15 protein-coding genes are annotated in these 17,050 nt (G+C 54.4%); 13 read left to right on the top strand and 2 right to left on the bottom strand.

Going from position 1 to position 17,050, the window contains the following annotated elements; translation table 11 throughout:
* Positions 1–7: 7 nt before the first annotated feature.
* A complete protein-coding gene (locus BCS36_RS03655; RefSeq protein WP_291301554.1) occupies positions 8–856 on the bottom strand; it encodes an inositol monophosphatase family protein in 849 nt (282 codons plus the stop codon).
* 356 nt (positions 857–1,212) lie between these two features.
* Between BCS36_RS03655 and BCS36_RS03650 the strand changes: the two genes are divergently transcribed.
* The 13 genes from BCS36_RS03650 to BCS36_RS03590 all read left to right on the top strand — a co-directional run bounded on the left by BCS36_RS03650 (position 1,213) and on the right by BCS36_RS03590 (position 16,787).
* The gene (locus tag BCS36_RS03650; RefSeq protein WP_291301553.1) at positions 1,213–2,277 is read left to right on the top strand and encodes a PAS domain-containing protein; all 1,065 of its coding nucleotides are present in this window, start codon (positions 1,213–1,215) and stop codon (positions 2,275–2,277) included.
* A gap of 12 nt (positions 2,278–2,289) precedes the next feature.
* Complete coding sequence (locus BCS36_RS03645; protein WP_367209191.1) at positions 2,290–3,282, top strand: sigma-54 interaction domain-containing protein; 993 nt, start codon at positions 2,290–2,292, stop codon at positions 3,280–3,282.
* Between the two features lie 568 nt (positions 3,283–3,850).
* Complete coding sequence (locus BCS36_RS03640) at positions 3,851–4,624, top strand: DeoR/GlpR family DNA-binding transcription regulator (RefSeq protein WP_291301552.1); 774 nt, start codon at positions 3,851–3,853, stop codon at positions 4,622–4,624.
* 70 nt (positions 4,625–4,694) lie between these two features.
* The gene (locus BCS36_RS03635; protein WP_291301551.1) at positions 4,695–6,026 is read left to right on the top strand and encodes a four-carbon acid sugar kinase family protein; all 1,332 of its coding nucleotides are present in this window, start codon (positions 4,695–4,697) and stop codon (positions 6,024–6,026) included.
* Between the two features lie 189 nt (positions 6,027–6,215).
* Entirely contained in the window at positions 6,216–7,217 is a 1,002-nt protein-coding gene (gene pdxA, locus BCS36_RS03630) for a 4-hydroxythreonine-4-phosphate dehydrogenase PdxA (protein ID WP_291301550.1), read from the top strand.
* 101 nt (positions 7,218–7,318) lie between these two features.
* Complete coding sequence (locus BCS36_RS03625; RefSeq protein ID WP_291301549.1) at positions 7,319–8,683, top strand: gluconate:H+ symporter; 1,365 nt, start codon at positions 7,319–7,321, stop codon at positions 8,681–8,683.
* A gap of 123 nt (positions 8,684–8,806) precedes the next feature.
* Entirely contained in the window at positions 8,807–9,970 is a 1,164-nt protein-coding gene (locus BCS36_RS03620) for a glycerate kinase (RefSeq protein WP_291301548.1), read from the top strand.
* Positions 9,971–10,273, top strand: a complete 303-nt coding sequence (locus BCS36_RS03615; RefSeq protein ID WP_291301547.1) for a hypothetical protein — start codon at positions 9,971–9,973, stop codon at positions 10,271–10,273. It begins immediately after the preceding gene.
* Between the two features lie 256 nt (positions 10,274–10,529).
* Positions 10,530–12,782 (top strand): DUF4401 domain-containing protein, encoded by a 2,253-nt coding sequence (locus tag BCS36_RS03610; protein WP_291301546.1) that lies wholly within the window; start codon positions 10,530–10,532, stop codon positions 12,780–12,782.
* Positions 12,775–13,320 (top strand): GDYXXLXY domain-containing protein, encoded by a 546-nt coding sequence (locus BCS36_RS03605; protein WP_291301545.1) that lies wholly within the window; start codon positions 12,775–12,777, stop codon positions 13,318–13,320. Before BCS36_RS03610 ends, BCS36_RS03605 begins: the two co-directional genes overlap by 8 nt.
* Positions 13,321–14,529: 1,209 nt before the next feature.
* Positions 14,530–15,165 (top strand): peroxiredoxin, encoded by a 636-nt coding sequence (locus BCS36_RS03600; protein WP_291301544.1) that lies wholly within the window; start codon positions 14,530–14,532, stop codon positions 15,163–15,165.
* A gap of 44 nt (positions 15,166–15,209) precedes the next feature.
* Positions 15,210–15,734, top strand: coding sequence for a V4R domain-containing protein (locus tag BCS36_RS03595; RefSeq protein WP_291301543.1), 525 nt, complete (start codon positions 15,210–15,212; stop codon positions 15,732–15,734).
* 66 nt (positions 15,735–15,800) lie between these two features.
* Positions 15,801–16,787 (top strand): GGDEF domain-containing protein, encoded by a 987-nt coding sequence (locus tag BCS36_RS03590; protein ID WP_291301542.1) that lies wholly within the window; start codon positions 15,801–15,803, stop codon positions 16,785–16,787.
* Here BCS36_RS03590 and BCS36_RS03585 read toward each other — a convergent pair.
* Entirely contained in the window at positions 16,771–16,911 is a 141-nt protein-coding gene (locus tag BCS36_RS03585) for a hypothetical protein (RefSeq protein ID WP_291301541.1), read from the bottom strand. The two genes, BCS36_RS03590 and BCS36_RS03585, sit on opposite strands and share 17 nt — an antisense overlap.
* Between the last annotated feature and the right edge of the window lie 139 nt (positions 16,912–17,050).

Raw genomic sequence — 17,050 nt, 5'->3', positions numbered from 1 at the left:
ATCCGCTCTAGCGATGTGCCTTGATTTCACGCAAAACCTGTTCATGCAGCCTGTGGTCGCCGCATGCCAGAACCTGCATGCCGGAGTGCATGGTCAGAGGGTTGCCATCCCAGTCGGACATGACGCCCCCCGCGCCTTCAATGATGGGCACAAGAGCGCAATAATCCACTTCACGCATGATGCCGCTGTCAAAGCAGAGGTCTATTTTGCCTGCCGCAAGGCTCATGTAGCCATAGCAAGCGCCGCCGTAGACGCGCCATTTGGTGGACGCAATGAGGTGATTGTAGGCTGCCCTGTCTGAATCAAAGACGAATTCGGTATTGCTGGAAGCCACCAGGGCGGTGGCAAGGTCAGTATGGGGGCGGGTTTGTATGGGCAGGCCGTTGACTGTGGATTGTCGACCCTTTACGCCCACCCAGCGTTCAGCCATGACGGGCATTTCCACAACGCCAAGCACGGGTATGCCGTTGCGGCACAGGGCAATGAGCGTGCCGTAAAATGGATAGCCCACAATGAACTGCCGTGTGCCGTCGATGGGGTCGATCACCCATACGTATTCGGCGGTGGCGGCGTTGGCCCCGTATTCCTCGCCAAGCATGCCGTGCTCCGGGAAAGCGCCAGAAATGATCGAGCGTATCTCACGCTCCACGCGCTCATCGGTTTCCGTCACCGGGCTTGCGTCGTTTTTTGTTTTGAAATCATAGTTTCCACGCAGGTATTTCTGTCTGTGCTCAGTGAGTATCTGGCGTGAAACGTCCGCAGCCCGCATGGCTATATCTAAAAATGCTTCATATTCTGGCATGGCATTGTCTCCGTCGGTAAAGGTGGAAAGGATGCAGACCGGCAGATTCTGCAAAGGCGTTCACTGCCGTTTTGCAGCAGGCATTTGTGCCTGATTGTTTCGTGGGCATGCGTAAATGTAATTCTCTATAAAAAATATTCATATTTCATCTTTTTGAGGATAATTAATTTGAAAATATAATATGTAAAAGTTTTTCGCAAAAAAATAAGATGTGTTTATGGCTGGCAGTGATCTATTTTATTATTGAATAGCAAAAAATCTGCCAATGTTGCACAGAAGTACAAAAAATACTGATGCCATCAGGATAGCCTGTGTTGCACAAAATTTTTTAGATTGGTAATATAAAGATAATTGTAGCGTAACGCTACAGTCGTGTTTGCTTCCGCTACACGATCAGGAGGAATGGCGACATGAGGTGTCTTCCGGTCGATTTCACACCACAAAATCCCGTGTATCAGCAGACGGTTCACGAAGCCTGGAAGGATTTCATTGATGGCCATGAAATCCGGGGGCGTGTGCCTGATCACATCCTGGATGGCTGGTTGCTTAGTCGCAATGCCTGCATCGACCCTGTGCGGGTTCCCGAAGTGCCGGTGCTGGAAAGGGTGCCCTTTGACGACTTGTGCAGCCAGTCCGCCATGTTGCTCAACGCGGCGGCTCCGGTGCTTGAGATGCTTGATTCGAGCATTAGCGGCACCGGCCACATGGCAATTCTTACGGGTTCGTCCGGGCACATTCTTGCTACCGTGGGCGACAAGGATCTGCTGAATGTGGCCCGCACCCAATACAACATGCCGGGCGCTGACAGGAATATCGACAAGGTTGGCGCTTCAGCCATAGGCATGGCGCTGCAACGGCGTTGTCCGGTGCAGATATGCGGCTATGAGCATTACAATGCCGGTCTGCATTCGTGGCGCTGCGCTTCTGCTCCCATTCTGGCCGATGCCTCGGGCGTTCTGGCAGTGCTGACCATTTCGGGCAATATTGCCAGCCCCGAGATAATGGCCCTCGCCCTGGTGACGACTTTTGCCAACTATATAGGCATGCGCGTGCGCCAGCAGACCATAGAAACCACCGGGCAGAAGCTTGAGGCTTTATTGCGGAATGCCCACGATTCCCTGACCTACCCGTTGCTGGTGCTTGATGGCAATGGGGGCATCACCCACGCTAACAAACATGCGTCAACATTGTTCACGTCTGGCGAACTTGAACTTCCTGGCAGAAGCGCGGTTTCTCTGGTGAGTTCTCTTGATGTTCAAAGGCTGCAAAGGGCTCTGGCCGGGCAACGACAAGGGCAGGACACTCTGACGTTCCTCACAGGCCAGGGGCCGCAACGCATCGCCTGCACATTTTCGCCTGTGGAACTGAGCGCGGGAAAATCCGTGGGCATGGCCCTTGCCCTGAATCCAGACATGACTGCCACAGGCGGACGAAACAGGGGCAGAACTGCCAGCGGGCCGCCGCCGACCTCCTGAACGGCTGTTCCGCTGACCCGTGAGGTCACGCCGGTTCACACAGCAACGTACCAGTTCACAGACATACTTGGGGCAAGCCCCGCGTTGCGGCAGGCTATCGACCTGGCCCGGCGCGCTTCGCGCATGGCCTCGCGTATCGTTATTTTTGGCGAAAGCGGTACTGGCAAAGAGCTTTTTGCCCAGGCGATTCACAATGCCGGAGATGAGCCCGAACGGCCCTTTGTCGGCATTTCCTGCGCAGCCATTCCCAATGACCTTATCGAAGCCGAACTATTCGGCTATGAAGAGGGCGCTTTTACCGGAGCGCGAAAGGGCGGGCAGAAGGGCCGACTTGAAGCCGCCAATGGCGGGACGCTTTTTCTGGATGAGGTGAACAGTCTGCCATTGGCAGTGCAGGCAAAATTTTTGCGCGTACTTCAGGAAATGGCTTTTTCACCTCTTGGCGGCAATCGCCTCGTTCGTCTTGACCTTCGTGTGATCGCCGCAGGCAATGTAAATCTGGCGGATGAGGTGCGGGCGGGAACTTTTCGGTCTGATCTCTATTACCGCCTCAATGTCTTGGAAATTGAACTGCCTCCCCTGCGCGAGCGTAAAGGGGACGTGGAATTGCTGGCAAAAACATTCTGGCGCAAGCTTTGCGCGCGGCTGAACCTGCCCATGGTGACCGTTGAGCCTGCCGTGGTGGAAATGCTCAAGGCCTATCCCTGGCCGGGCAACGTGCGCGAGTTGCAGAACGTGTGCGAAAGAGCCCTGGTGCTTTCTGACGGGGCCTCCATCAGGCTTGACTGCCTGCCTCGCCATATTTCAGGGAAAAATGTGACGGGTCTGGCTGCCGGGCAGCCAGAGATTGCGCCGGGGCATGCCTCCATGGACGATTTGTGTGAAAATATGGTTCGTAAAACACTGGAAGCGGCCGGGGGAAACATCAGCAAGGCTGCTGAGACTCTGGGCATCGCCAGAACGACTCTTTACAGAAAAATGAAGAAATATGGCCTGGGGCAGTAGTTCTTTATCTGGCAGAACTGCACAGGATTAATAATGCCAATCACGTATCCGGCCTTTCAGGCTGGCGCAGTTGGCAGACGTTGTGTGGACTTTGGTTTGGGGGTGCAGGTTTGCGGCCCATGTCGTTTCCTGCTCTGTTGCGGCGCGTGCCTCTTGGAGCAGATTAACTTTGAGAATATACATTTTCAAAGTTTAAGGCACGCTCACTTCAGCGTTTAACCGCCAGATAAACTGCGCTTACGCCTCCGTAGCGAACGTCTGCTCACGCAGCCGTCGGAGCAATTTAAAAGTTAAATTGCTCTGATCGCGCAGTCAGAGATCAAGGCAGGGCAAAGCGCAGCGTGTCGCTGGGCGTCAACAAACCTGACTCAGGTCAGGAGGAAATGAGTGCAGGGTAACAAAAAGTAACAAAGCATAAAAAAATATATAGAAATATCAAAGCCCCGGAAAAGAGTTCTGGGGCTTTTTCCGTTTGACGTCTTGACGATTTAATCATATGCGAGCATAACAAAAAATAACAAAATTGACTAAAAAGCAACATCAAACTGTCACAGAAGCAGGGTTTGTCATGCTGCCAGTCGAACGCCGTAGAAAGATGGCCCGGCTTATCAAGAGTCAGGGCGCGGTCAACAGCCGGGAGCTTGCAAAGGCTCTGGGCATTTCTGTTATGACGGTACGCCGCGACCTCAAGGTGCTGGAAGAGCAAAAGCAGCTTGAAATTACCTGGGGCGGGGCTGTCCCCGTGGGGTTTGAGGCGCACGACATTCCCCGGTCCCACAAGGCGGGCAGCATGCTGGAGGCAAAGGTTGCCATAGCGCGTGCCGCATGCGAGTTTATACAGGATGACTCGTTCATCGGCCTTGACGCGGGCACGACCACCCTTGAGCTGGCGCGCCTGTTGCCTTCACTGCCATTCAAGAATCTGTCCGTGGTTACGCCGGATCTTGAAATCGCGCTGCTTCTTTCCGGCCATCCCCATATTGAGGTTTTTCTTACCGGGGGGCGGATAGACCCCATCAGCCGGGCTTGCAACGATACTGACTCTGTGGCGTATCTGCGCCGCATACGCACCACCGTGGCCTTTGTGGGCATCAACGTGTGGGGGGCCCAGCACGGCGTGACCACCAGCTCTTCGGAGAAGATGCACCGCAAGATTCAGCTTATGGCCAGCGCGGACAAAAGCATTCTTCTGGCCGATTCTTCAAAATACGCGAAATTCAGCCCCTGGCGTGTGGCCGGAGTGGAAGATTTTTATCGCGTCATTACCGATGAAGGCCTCAATCATGACGCCCGGCAAGCCCTTGAAGGCGTCGGGGCCCGCTTGCTTTATGCCGGAGCCTGATCAGGGCTATCCGTTTTTCAAACCTTTGTACCGGTCTGGCCAAACGCCGCGAGGACCAAAAGAGTTTGCCATGAATATAGCTGTAATTGCAGACGACTTTACAGGAGCCAACGCCAATGGGGCGCTGCTCACCGCCAAGGGGTTTTCCAGCGCCACCTGCCTTGGGCTGGACAAATGGGATCCCCAGTATTTTTCGGCTTTCACCGCGGTTTCACTGAATGCGGAAAGCCGCCTGCTTTCTCGCCAGAAAGCGTGGGACGCCGTGTATGCGGCAGTAAAGATGTTCTGCGCCGAAAAGCCCGCGCTGGTTTCCAAGCGTGTTGACTCCACCCTGCGCGGCAACGTGGGCGCGGAGATTGAGGCCGCCATCAAGGCTATGGACGACAGCTACGGCCATGAACAGTCGCTTGCCGTCCTGGTGCCGTCCTATCCGTCCTCCGGGCGTATCTGCGTGGGCGGTTATCAGATCGTGCACGGCGTGCCGCTGGAGCGCTCGCCCATTGCACAGGATGCGGCCACGCCCGTTAAGGACACGTCCGTCCTCAGGATTTTTGCCGGGCAGAGCGCCATGAAGTGCGGATTTGTTCCCCTTGAAAAAGTTTTGGGAGGCGCTGCAATCGTGCGCCAGGCCATTGAAGAACTGCGTGGGGAAGGGTGCCGGGTTGTGGTGTGCGACGCTGTGGCTGATGAAGATATTACCACCATCGCGCAGTCTCTGGCCGATGCTCCGTATCCGCTCGTGTCGGTTGATCCCGGCCCCTTCACTGCCGAGCTGGCGGCCGTGCGCGTGCAGGCCCCTCGCTCGCAGTATGAAAACCGCGTGTTTCTTGCCATTGGCAGCACCAGCGAGCTTACCCGTGTTCAGATGGAAGCCCTGCATCTGGCGCATCCCTGCCATCTGGTGCCCATGAACGTACACAAGATTTTGGCCGGAAAGGACGAAGCCGCCAGCGAGTGCGCGCGGGTGCTTGATGCCGTGGCTACGCCGCCGAGCGGCGTCACCGTGCTTGGCGTCTGCACTGCCGCCAGCAAGGAAGACGTTTTTTCTCTGGACGAGATGTCGCGCAAGATGAACATCACGCACTCGGAGATTTCGCAGCGCATAAACGAAGCCATTGCCAGCGTGACCGATGCGGCGCTGCGCCGCGAAGACCTGCGCATTGGCGGCCTGTACACTTCGGGCGGCGAAGTCACGGTGTCTGTTATCCGCACGCTGAAAGCGGGCGGGTTTACGGTGCGCGACCAGGTTCTTCCCCTGGCTGTGTACGGACACATTATCGGCGGCGTTCAGGCCGATTTGCCGATGATAACCAAGGGCGGCTTTGTCGGCGACAAGGGCAGTCTGGTGGAATGCGTGGAGTACCTTTTCACCAAGATTTCCACGCGCAAGCGCCCGGCCTAGAACAGCTAACCAATGAAATGAGTTAACTGCTCTGCAAGGATTTTCCTGAAAATCCTTGCCGCGAAATGCGAGAAGGCAGGCTTTTGCCTGCCGTAAGCGAGCATTTGAAGTGTTAAATGCTCTAGTGTGGGGCGTTTGGCGTTGCCGGTGAAGTCCAGCTCCTGAAATACAAAAATAAGGATATTGAATATGAAACCGTTGATTTGCGCCCCCATGGGCGATCCGGCCGGTGTCGGGCCGGAAATTCTGGCGGCGTCTCTGGTGGACCCCGTTGTGACCGATGTGGCCCGTGTGCTTGTGGTGGGCAATACCGAGATCATGAAGCGCGCCTCCGCCATCATGAACGTTAGCCCCGACTTCAATGAAGTGGGCGAGAATCTTGAAGGTTGGCGCGATGGCGCGGCCAACATCCTGAATCTGGACAATGTGGACCTGGCCGGGTTTGCCTATGGCAAGGTGCAGGCGCACTGCGGCAAGGCTGCATTCGAGTATATCAAAAAATCCGTTGAGCTGACCATGGCAGGCAAGACCGACGCCCTGGCCACCACGCCCATCAACAAGGAATCCCTCAAGGCAGGGGGAGTGCCCTACATCGGGCACACAGAAATTCTGGGCGACCTTACGGGTACAAAAGACCCCCTGACCATGTTTCAGGTGCACAGCCTGCGCGTGTTTTTCCTCACCCGCCATCTTTCCCTCATGGACGCCTGCCGCGCCGTGAAGAAAGACCGCGTGCTCGACTACATTGCCCGCTGTTCCGAAGCCATGCGCCTGCTGGGCATTGATAATCCCAGTATCGTGGTGGCTGGCCTGAACCCCCACTGCGGCGAGCACGGCCTGTTCGGCAACGAGGAAGACGTGGAGATTGTGCCCGCCATTGAAGAAGCCAAGAAGCGTGGCTTCAACGTGCACGGCCCCAATCCGGCGGACTCCGTTTTCCACTTTGCCCTCAAGGGCGCGTGGGACTCGGTGCTTTCACTGTATCACGACCAGGGGCACATCGCCACCAAGATGGTGGATTTTGAGCGCACCATCTCGCTCACTCTGGGCATGCCCATACTGCGCACCTCGGTCGACCATGGCACTGCCTTTGACATTGCCGGAAAGGGCAAGGCCAGTCCCGTAAGCATGGTGGAGGCCATCCGCCTTGCAGCGCTGTACGCATATAGCTTTAAAAGGGCCAATGTCTGAGGATTGTTCCGTAAAAAGAGCCCCTTGAGGGTTGGGGGCTCTTTGGGAGTTTTTGAGGCCGGTTGCTCCGGCTTTTCACCGTAACACCTGTCTGGAGACTGATGATGGGAACCGCCCAAGCCTTTGGTATTGGCTATTCAATGACAATGCTGGCCATTGCCATTGCCATAGTTATTGTGCTGTGTATCTGGTTCAAAATTCATGCATTTGTTTCCCTTACAACCGCAAGCCTGTTCCTCGCGCTGACGCACAATATGGAATTGGCGAAAATTGTCGTGGCCTTTGAAGGCGGCCTTGGAAAAACCCTGGGTTTTCTTGCGCCGATTCTTGCCCTTGGGGCCATCCTCGGCAAGCTTATGGAAGTTTCGGGCGCAGCCGAAAGGCTGGCGCGGACGCTCATTCGCATTCTTGGGCAGTCCAGGGCGCACTGGGCCATGATGATTGTCGGTTACGTGTGCGGCATCCCTGTGTTTCTTCAGGTGGGCATCATTCTGCTGACGCCTCTCATGTTCTCCATTGTCAAGGAATCCAAGCTGCCCCTCATCCAGGTGGGCATGGCGCTTGTGGTGGCCCTGACCACGGTTCACTGCATCGTGCCGCCGCACCCTGCGGCCATGGCGGTCACCGACCTGCTCAAGGCTGATGTGGGCAAGGTCATCTTCTTTGGCCTTCTTGTGGGGCTGCCCGCCGCCTGCGTTGCCGGGCCCATGTATGGCAAGTTCATTGCCAAGCGCCTGCCCGCCGTTCCCCTGACCGGCGCGTACGCCGGCACCGAACCCCGCAAAGAATCGGAACTGCCGCCCTTCGGCAGAACCCTCTTCGTGGTGTTGCTGCCCCTGCTGCTCATGATCGCCAAAACCGTCGTGGAACTGAGCATCGACAAGCAGAATCCGCCTTCCTACATGACCTATGTGAACTTTATCGGCACGCCCATGATCGCCCTGTTTATCTCGGCGGTGGTGGCCTACTTTGTGTTGGGCCTTGGCCGTGGTTTCACCTGGGATCAGCTGGGACGTTTCAGCGAAGCCGGTATGGCTCCCCTGGCCTCCATCATGCTCGTCATCGGCGCGGCTGGCGCGCTTAACCAGATCATCACCGACAGCGGCGTGGGGCTTGTGCTCAAGCAGGTGCTTACCAGCATCCACATCAGCCCCCTGATCCTCGCCTGGGTTATCGCCATCACCTTGCGCTTTGCCCTGGGCAGCGCCACTGTGGCCATGATGACCGCGGCGGGGCTTATCCTGCCTGTGCTCGGCGCCAATCCCAGCCTTGATCCGGCCCTTATGGCCATTGTTATCGGCGCTGGCGCCATCGGCGCTTCGCACGTGACGGACTCCGGCTTCTGGTTCGTCAAGGAGTCGCTTGGCATCCCCATGGGCTCGATGTATGCGACCTATACGGCCGGTACCACCATTGCGGCTGTGCTTGGTCTTGGCGGCACGCTTCTGCTGCAAATGTTCCTTTAGCCTTTGCGGCAGTCCGGGCCGGGGAGCTTGCCTTCCCGGCCCGGAGCCGTTACCCCCATTTCTATATTGTTCTGACGTACTGAATCCTGGCTGAACGTCAGCGTCATCCACAAGGAGCATTTCATGAAAATTGTCATTGCGCCGGACTCGTACAAGGAGTGCCTGTCAGCCCTGCAGGTAGCCACGTTCATTGAGTTGGGCTTTCGAGAAGTGTTTCCGCATGCAGACTACGTCAAGGTTCCTGTGGCCGACGGCGGCGAGGGCACAGTGGAGGCCATGGTCGAGGCCACTGGCGGCCAGCGTGTCGCCGTGACGGTCAAAGGCCCCCTCGGCGAACCGGTAGAGGCCTTTTACGGTCTTACGGGCGACGGCAGCACGGCTGTCATCGAAATGGCCACTGCCAGCGGACTGGGCCTTGTGCCGCCAGAAAAACGCAACCCCTTGAAAACCACAAGCTACGGCACGGGCGAGCTTATCCGCGCCGCTCTCGACGCCGGAGCCCGCAAATTTATTCTTGGCATTGGCGGCAGCGCCACCAACGAAGGCGGAGCCGGCATGCTTCAGGCCCTTGGCGTACGGCTGCTGGATGCCGACGGGCAGGAAATCGAAGCCACAGGGCTCGGTCTTGGCAGACTGGCCCGCATCGATATGTCTACTTTTGACGAGCGGCTGAAAGACTGCGTCATTGACGTGGCCTGCGATGTGGACAATCCCCTGTGCGGCCCGCGCGGCGCGTCGGCCATCTTTGGCCCGCAAAAAGGCGCAACGCCGGAACTGGTGCAGCAGCTTGACGGCTACCTCAGAAATTTTGCCGAAATCACGCTTCGCGACCTCGGCGTGGATATGTCCGAAATACCTGGCGCTGGCGCTGCCGGGGGCATGGGCGGCGGCATGTACGCCTTTCTTGGGGGGCGTTTGCGCCCTGGAAGCGAAATTGTGACCGAGGCTGTGGGGCTAGACGCTGTAGTGCGTGACGCTGATCTCGTCATAACCGGCGAAGGCCGGATCGACGGGCAAACGGCCTTTGGCAAGGCCCCTGTAGGCGTCGCCCGCGTTGCCAAGCTCCACGGCAAGCCTGTCATCGCCATCGGCGGTTCGTTGCGTCATGATGCTGCTGTTGTGCATGGGCACGGCATTGACGCGGTGTTCAGCATTCTTTCCAGCCCGTGCACCATTGCCGAAGCTCTGGAGGCAGGGGAGAACAACCTGCGCACTGCGGCCCGTAACATCGCCGCGAGCATTGCCATCGGAAGCCAGCTTGGCCCTGTGGCCAATACGGGAAAATAGATGATAGCTGACTATCTTGAATGCTGGAGAAAGCAGCCACGCTTTAACGCGCTCTTTCTCAGCGCTATGGCCCTAGCCTGGGGCGTCTATGCGCTCATCGGGCTTGCGGGCATCGCATGGGGGTCGCAGGAGGCCAACATTCTGGTTTTCGCCATTGCCGCCATCTGTTTTATCTTCATCTTTGTTTTGCCGAAATATTCGTTCCGCATTGTGGCCATACACTATTTTATCATGGTTGTTACCCTGTTGCCCTCACTCGCCAACGGCCAGGAGCTTATGCGCCAGAGCGGCTATTTCAGCTGACGTATGTCATGATGACATTACAAAAAAGCGGGGTTCAGGCCCCGCTTTTTTGCTTTTAAACGGCGCGTTGTTTTTTTATTCCAATATATGTACGTATATTTGTATAGTTGATTGGCTGTGCTGAATATGCTCGCCATTTGCCCATATTATGCTATAAAATAGGCGAAAAACCAGCATGCGCAACAGGTTTATCAAGGATTTTATCAATGAAAGAGAATAGATAATGAACAAAACAGACGCTTCTTCATACGCGGATATGAATATACAATCCCCAGAACACGCCTCCAGCTCCAAAGACTCCTTACCGCCTCTGTCACGCAATTCCCTGAGTCATTTATGTGATTCGGGCCGCATTTCACCTGCAGCTTGGTCTCAGGCTCTTGATTTTTGCGGTTTCCGGCCAGACGGCAGGGCTTGGCTGACCTACTGGCGTCAGGTGTTTCTGCTTGGTGGAGTGCTTTTTTTTCTGGCGGGAATCATCTGCTTCATCGCCTGGAACTGGGACGACATGCAGCCCTTTGCGCGCATGACGCTTGTGGGGGTGATTGTGGCTGGCGCGGGCATCGGGGCTGTGGCCGTGGGGCCGGATTCGCGCCCGGGACAGGCTTTATTGCTGGCCTGTGGCGTGGCAATGGGGCCATTGCTGGCCGTATTCGGTCAGACCTACCAGACGGGAGCGGAACTCTGGGAACTGTTCAGGGTATGGACGGTGTTGCTGGTTGCGCTTGCGATCGCTGGCAAACAGGCTGGCCTGTGGTTTGCCGCCTGGCTTTCGGGCAATGTATTTGCCGCGTTGTGGCTTGGGCGTAACCTTACATCACCCTTTGACGCCTTCAGCCATTTTTTTGCGATTCCTGAATGGCTGGTGGCCATTGCGTGCGCCATACTTCTTTGGGAATGGGCGGCACAAAGGGCAGGGCAAAAAGACGCGCAGAGCTGGTTGCGGTCGCGGTGGCTCCCCAGGCTGCTTTTTCTTGACTTAGCAGCCCGAACGGCATGCTACCTGATTGCAGGCATTTTTGAGTCATACAACTGGACAGATGCGTGGCAATTGTGGCTGCCGCACCAGATTGTCCCCTATTTTGCCGTGGCAATGGCCGGGTTTGCCTGGTGGTGGTACCGGAAAAAAGAGCCCGACCTCTTTATGCTGGCGACACTGCTCGGGGCAGGGACGGCTGTTTTGCTTGCTGTCCTGGCCGAGGCCGGGTTGTTTTTTGATCTTGGGGTTGTTACCGCTTTTTTGTTCTGGGGCCTGTTTGTTACAGGCCTTACGGCAGGGCTGGCGAAGATTTTACTGCACCTGCAAAAAGCCATGTCGACGGAAGAAGGCAAAAAAGCCTCGCGTATCATCCAGTTGCCATCGTTTTTGGGGCGTGCCCGCCCCGGCGTTTCATGGCAGATGCTGTGGGAGAATCTTCAGGCTTATGGCGAGGCGCTGCGCGACGATCCCATAGCTGACGCGAAAGAACCGTACTCGCCCTGGTATATCAAGCTGTTGCTGGCCTTGGGCGGTTGGCTGGCAGCCGTTCTTTTTATGTGCTTTTTGGGATTGTTGCTGTTCGAAACGCTGAATATCAGTTCACATGAAGAATTGACCATCTTTATTGTTTCTGTGCCGGTGCTGCTTTTGGGGCGAACCATGCTGGCTGGCAACACGCTGTTTTCACGGCATTTTGGCTTCGCGCTGGCAATCGCGGGTACGTCTGGAATCGCCATCGCGCTGTTTCTCAGCCTCAACAGTGTGATGCTTGCTTGTTTTGTGCTTGCTGCGGCGCTTGCCGTCATCAGCGTTTTTATGCGCAACGTCGCGTACACGTTTTTGTCGGCCATCGGCATTGTGGGCTGCGTGGCCCAGGGCATTTCATATTTTATTTATACAAGCGCGAGGGGCGGTTTTGCGGACTCAGCAAGGCTTGATATCGCTCTCTTGTTGCCTCGGGTTTGGTGGATTTTGTTGTGCCTGGGCCTTGTATATTTTTGCCTGCAAGAAAAACGATGGCGCGGCAGTATGCGCGGGCAAACTGCTGACGCATGGTTTTTTGGCGCATATACGGGCATGCTTATGATCCAGATATGGAGCCTTGGCTTGTCCTACGGTCTCGGTGGTCTTTTGGATCTGCCGCTCTGGGGATCAGGGGGCATGGGCTTGGGAGCAGCCGCAGGGGTGACGGTTCTGATCTTTTTTTTAACAAGAAAGCAGAGCTTGACCGCACGAGTGGCGGGCATGGCCAGTGTGCCCTTGCTTTTTGTGCTTGGGTGGTATTTGCCGGGGGCGGCTTTAGCGCTTCTTGGGCTCGTTATGGCCAGGCAGATGGGCAATGTTGTCATGCAGGGAGCAGTGTTGGTGTACTTTTTTGCGTACATGATTTTTTATTATTACAATCTTGCGGTTCCTTTTTCCGCCAAGTCCACCTATCTCGTTGTATCAGGACTTGTTTTGCTGCTGCTTGCCCTGGTTCTGCGGGTCTGGCAGACAAAATCATCCATAGAGGAGGCGGGCCGTGCGTAAGCTCTATATCCTGCTTGTACTGGGGCTGTTTTTTGCTGGTTACGCCGTGTCTGTTCAGCGGATGGAAACAGTTCTTGCTGAGGGCAAAACAATCCTGCTGCCTCTTGCGCCTGTTGACCCGCGTGCCTTGCTCATGGGTGACTATATGGACCTCAGGTATACGGTGAATGATCGCATTCGCAATGCGCTGCATGAGGCGAAAGCTGCGCCCGGCAGGGTGGATGACGGGGCTGAAGGCCTTGCTGTGCTGCGGGTGCGCAGTGAGCCTGTGCCGCAGGTGGCGGACTTTGTCAGACTGGACGATGGCAGCCCCTTGCGGGACGATGAACTCTATCTGGCCTACAAGCTTCGCGGGCGCAGGGTCATAACTGCGGCCACTGCCTATTATTTTCAGGAAGGATCCGCGCGACGTTATGAAAATGCCCGCTTCGGCCAGTTCAAGATAGCCATGAATGGAAAAACGGTTCTGGTCGGGCTTTGCAATAATGAGGGAAAACTGATCCAGCCTCAGAGCAGTGGCGAGAAAAAAAGTCAGTGATTATTGCTGAATATGAAATTTATCAATATGCCCTGATGCATATATGCAAAAATTGCTTTAAGCTGAAGTACATTTGAGAATATATATGCTCAAGGCATACGACATGCCTGTTATGTGCGCGGCCTTGGCGTGCGGCAGCACAGACAGGATGTACTTGTAATATTACGGCGGCTGTCTGCGTGCAGACGTTGTGCGGCTTCATAGTAAAACAGCGTCAGAAAACCCCAGTTTTTTGCGTGTGGGCGCTGCACGCTGTAATGCAATAAGATAAGCATATCGGTTGCTAAGGCTTGCCGCGTGCTGGCTTGGCCGTGCGCTAAGTGTTTGGCGGCAGAATGCCTGCCGTAGGGTATTTGACCATACCTGCTTCTTACGGTGGTTGTTTTGGTTGCGGCGCGCGGCGAGCAGAGGATTGCTGCAATTTTTTATATAGATTTACTTGTAATTATGTATGGTGTGATTATCTGAATGGTAAGTGCGCAAGAGCTTGGGAACGGCTGGTGCGCAATAAGGAAGGTAGGCCGCCTGGCGTAAGCCGCGCCGACTGCGAGGCTGGCCTTTAGCTTAAGGATGCCTTGCAGAACTTTTTCAACCCATAAAAAGATATGTTAAAAAATAGCTTGTTGCGTCAGCCAGTTGCTATCTTTGAGTATTATTGGGCTCTTTTAAAATACTCGTTCAGCTTGTAAAATGTTTGTTGCGGTTGCAGGCGCTTACTGCGCTTAAAAAATAAACCGGCATGCTGTTTGCCCTCTGGCCAAATTTGCTGCAATCGTTGCAACACCCAATGACTCCCTCAAAAATGGTCCGTCATAAATTTTGTAGAGCCAAAGAGTTTGTCAAAAGCAGTATCAATTTTCTATTGAACATCGCGAGTGCCTGCTCCGGAGTATGCGGTATTTCTCGCTGTGATTGCGGTTTGTTACGAATTGCTTGTTGCTTTGGCAACAAGTGTGACTATTAGATTGTTTTTATCGTCATATCTGTAGTATGATAATATTGCGTTGTGCAGGGGATTTTGTTCCACTAACAAAACAATCTGTTTAAGGGCAACCCCATGCGCTGCGCGTTTTTCTGGCGCTTTAATGCCTTTGTAAAAATGTCATCTGCCGAATATGAACGGTAATCTGTGCGGATACCACGCATGGTTTCTGTTTTTTACGCAGACCGGTTGCAACGACTAACGGATTGTAAGTGAGGAATCATCTGATGCAAGAAACCAATGATAATAAAAGCTTGTGTTCAGCCAGACTGGGTCAGAAAATAAAAGATTTTACCTTTTCTACGTATAACCCGGAAACTGACAGCTTTGAAGAACACAGTTTTTCTGAATATAGCCAGCTGCGCAAATGGGTAATTATTTATTTTTACCCTGCTGACTTCACCTTTGTCTGCCCCACAGAGTTGGCTGACATTGGAAAATATTACACGCGGCTCAAAGATATGGGTGTTGAAATTATTTCCATCTCGACGGACTCAAAATTTACGCATCTGGCATGGTGCAAGGCCGAGCGGCTGCTCAGCGGCGTCAATTTTCAAATGGCTTCTGACACAACCGGTGAGATAGCTGAATTTTTTGGCGTCTACGACCACGAAGCAGGAACTGCCTTGCGCGGCACGTTTATCATTAATCCCGAGTCCGTATTAGTTGGTTCAGAGATCAACTTTTACAATGTTGGACGAAACGCGGCTGAACTCATGAGAAAAATGCAGGCCTATGTGTATGTTGAAAAGCATCCTCATCAGGCATGCCCCGCCGCCTGGAAAGAAGGCGAGGAGGTGTTGACCCCCTCTGAAGACCTGGTCGGGCGGGTCGGAGATTTTTTGACAAATAAGCAGGATTGACCGTTACCACGTGAAAATCCGCGATGCTATAGGGATGACAACCAATGACGACTGAAAGAAAATATACCTTTTCCTGGAGCACTATTGGCGAAAAGCTGGCCATTGCGCGGCCAAGCCTTGGACCAACAACACGCATTGAAGTTTACAGGTTGCTGCAATACACGTTGCGTGATGTCCTTGAAGAAGAATTTGGGCACCAAAGGACAGATGAAATGTTCCGTAAGGCAGGGGCCATTGCCGGAAGGGAATTTTTCAACAAATTCTGTCTGGAGGCCGAAGATATTTCCTGCCTGGTAAAGACCATTGAAGAAAAGTTTAAAGAACTGGGCATCGGCATTTTTCGAGTTGAATCCATCAACCTGGAAGATATGACCTTTACCTTGAATGTTGAAGAAGACCTTGACTGCTCTGGCCTCCCTGACACAAGCGAACAGATTTGTGTGTATGATGAAGGTTTTATTCAGGGTATTCTTGAAAGTTATACAGGTAAAAAATTTAAAGTGCGCGAGGTTGACTGCTGGTGCACAGGCGCGCGAACCTGCCGGTTCAGTGCCAACGCTGTGGGCTAACCTTGCAAGATATTTACCGGGATAGAGCTTGTTATGAGCGATACTGATCGCATCAAAATTGCCCACATGGTTCTTGAGCATGCCGAAAAACTGCTCGATGCGATGGATCCTCCGCCAATTCCAGAGGATTTCGCTGGGGATGAGGTGTTTATTCAGTTTCAGGAAAAGATCCTGGCCCTGCGCGAAATAATGGCTTCTTTTGCTTGCGGCGACCTCTCGCAACAGATTGAGATGCGAGGGGTTGTCGCAGGTTCCTGCAAGGCTTTGCAGGCCAACCTGCGGCATATGGCCTGGAAGGTGCAGCAGATTGAAAAGGGCGACTACACCCAGCGTATGGATTTTATGGGTGATTTTTCATCATCGTTCAACAAGATGGTGGTGCAGCTTGAATCCACCATCGAGGCTTTGCAGCAAAAAGAAGAAGCTCTGACAAGCCTTGCCGTTTCCCTTCAGGAGGAAGTGAAGCGGCGTAGTGCTACGCTGCTGAAACTGAAAAAAAGTGAAGCTGAATTCAAGTATCTTGCACAGCATGATCCGCTTACTGGTGTCTTTAACCGCCGTTCTTTTTTTGCGCTCACGCAGGAGAGCCTGGTTGGTTCCATCGGCCTGAAAAAGGATTGCTGCTTCTGCTTGCTGGACATCGACTATTTTAAGGTCTTCAATGATACCCATGGCCACATAGAGGGCGACAAGGCCTTGAAATTCGTGGCTGACATGGCTCAAAGCAGCCTGCGTCAATCAGATATTATGGGGCGCTACGGCGGCGAAGAGTTTATCTTTTTCTTTTCTAATGCCGATCTCACACAAGGGTACGCCGCAGCAGAGAGAATCAGGGCTGCCATAGAAAACACTCCCCTGGCCCTTGACGATGGCAAAACTGTGCATTTGCACGCCAGCCTTGGGGTGGCGGGATTGCTTGCCGCGTGGGCGCGGACGCACAGCTGCAGCGCTTTGCAGGCGCATGTCATCAGGCTCGCAGATGAGGCATTGTATCAGGCAAAAAAAGAAGGAAGAAATCGGGTATGTATCGCTGAGCTCAAAGAGCTTTGCTGATACAGGCGATTTTTCGGGGCAGGTTCACTTTGCCCGAGGTCTGGCGGCCGCGCGAGCTGGGTTTGGCGGTGCTGGTACGCGCCGTGGCGCTCATGCCGTAAACCCTGCGGAGGCGTACCCTCATAGATACTCCGCCAAGTCATAGTCCTCAGGCATGACAGGTGCGCCTGCTGGGTGACGCCACCGCATGAGGCAATTATTAGAGCATGTTACTTTTTAAGAAGTAACATGCTCTAATGCTGCACGGGGTGTGCTGCGCGCCG

The organism is Desulfovibrio sp. MES5 (assembly GCF_002237645.1).
Lineage (GTDB): Bacteria > Desulfobacterota > Desulfovibrionia > Desulfovibrionales > Desulfovibrionaceae > Desulfovibrio.
This window is presented reverse-complemented; position numbering and strand designations above follow the sequence as displayed.

Bases quoted from the DNA above. Each gene is read 5' to 3' on its own strand.
- BCS36_RS03590 (WP_291301542.1), top strand. From the start codon at position 15,801: ATGGTTCTTGAGCATGCCGAAAAACTGCTCGATGCGATGGATCCTCCG.
- BCS36_RS03650 (WP_291301553.1), top strand. From the start codon at position 1,213: ATGAGGTGTCTTCCGGTCGATTTCACACCACAAAATCCCGTGTATCAG.
- BCS36_RS03625 (WP_291301549.1), top strand. From the start codon at position 7,319: ATGATGGGAACCGCCCAAGCCTTTGGTATTGGCTATTCAATGACAATG.
- BCS36_RS03600 (WP_291301544.1), top strand. From the start codon at position 14,530: ATGCAAGAAACCAATGATAATAAAAGCTTGTGTTCAGCCAGACTGGGT.
- BCS36_RS03615 (WP_291301547.1), top strand. From the start codon at position 9,971: ATGATAGCTGACTATCTTGAATGCTGGAGAAAGCAGCCACGCTTTAAC.
- BCS36_RS03635 (WP_291301551.1), top strand. From the start codon at position 4,695: ATGAATATAGCTGTAATTGCAGACGACTTTACAGGAGCCAACGCCAAT.
- BCS36_RS03620 (WP_291301548.1), top strand. From the start codon at position 8,807: ATGAAAATTGTCATTGCGCCGGACTCGTACAAGGAGTGCCTGTCAGCC.
- BCS36_RS03610 (WP_291301546.1), top strand. From the start codon at position 10,530: ATGAATATACAATCCCCAGAACACGCCTCCAGCTCCAAAGACTCCTTA.
- BCS36_RS03595 (WP_291301543.1), top strand. From the start codon at position 15,210: ATGACGACTGAAAGAAAATATACCTTTTCCTGGAGCACTATTGGCGAA.
- BCS36_RS03585 (WP_291301541.1), bottom strand. From the start codon at position 16,911: ATGAGGGTACGCCTCCGCAGGGTTTACGGCATGAGCGCCACGGCGCGT.
- BCS36_RS03640 (WP_291301552.1), top strand. From the start codon at position 3,851: ATGCTGCCAGTCGAACGCCGTAGAAAGATGGCCCGGCTTATCAAGAGT.
- pdxA (WP_291301550.1), top strand. From the start codon at position 6,216: ATGAAACCGTTGATTTGCGCCCCCATGGGCGATCCGGCCGGTGTCGGG.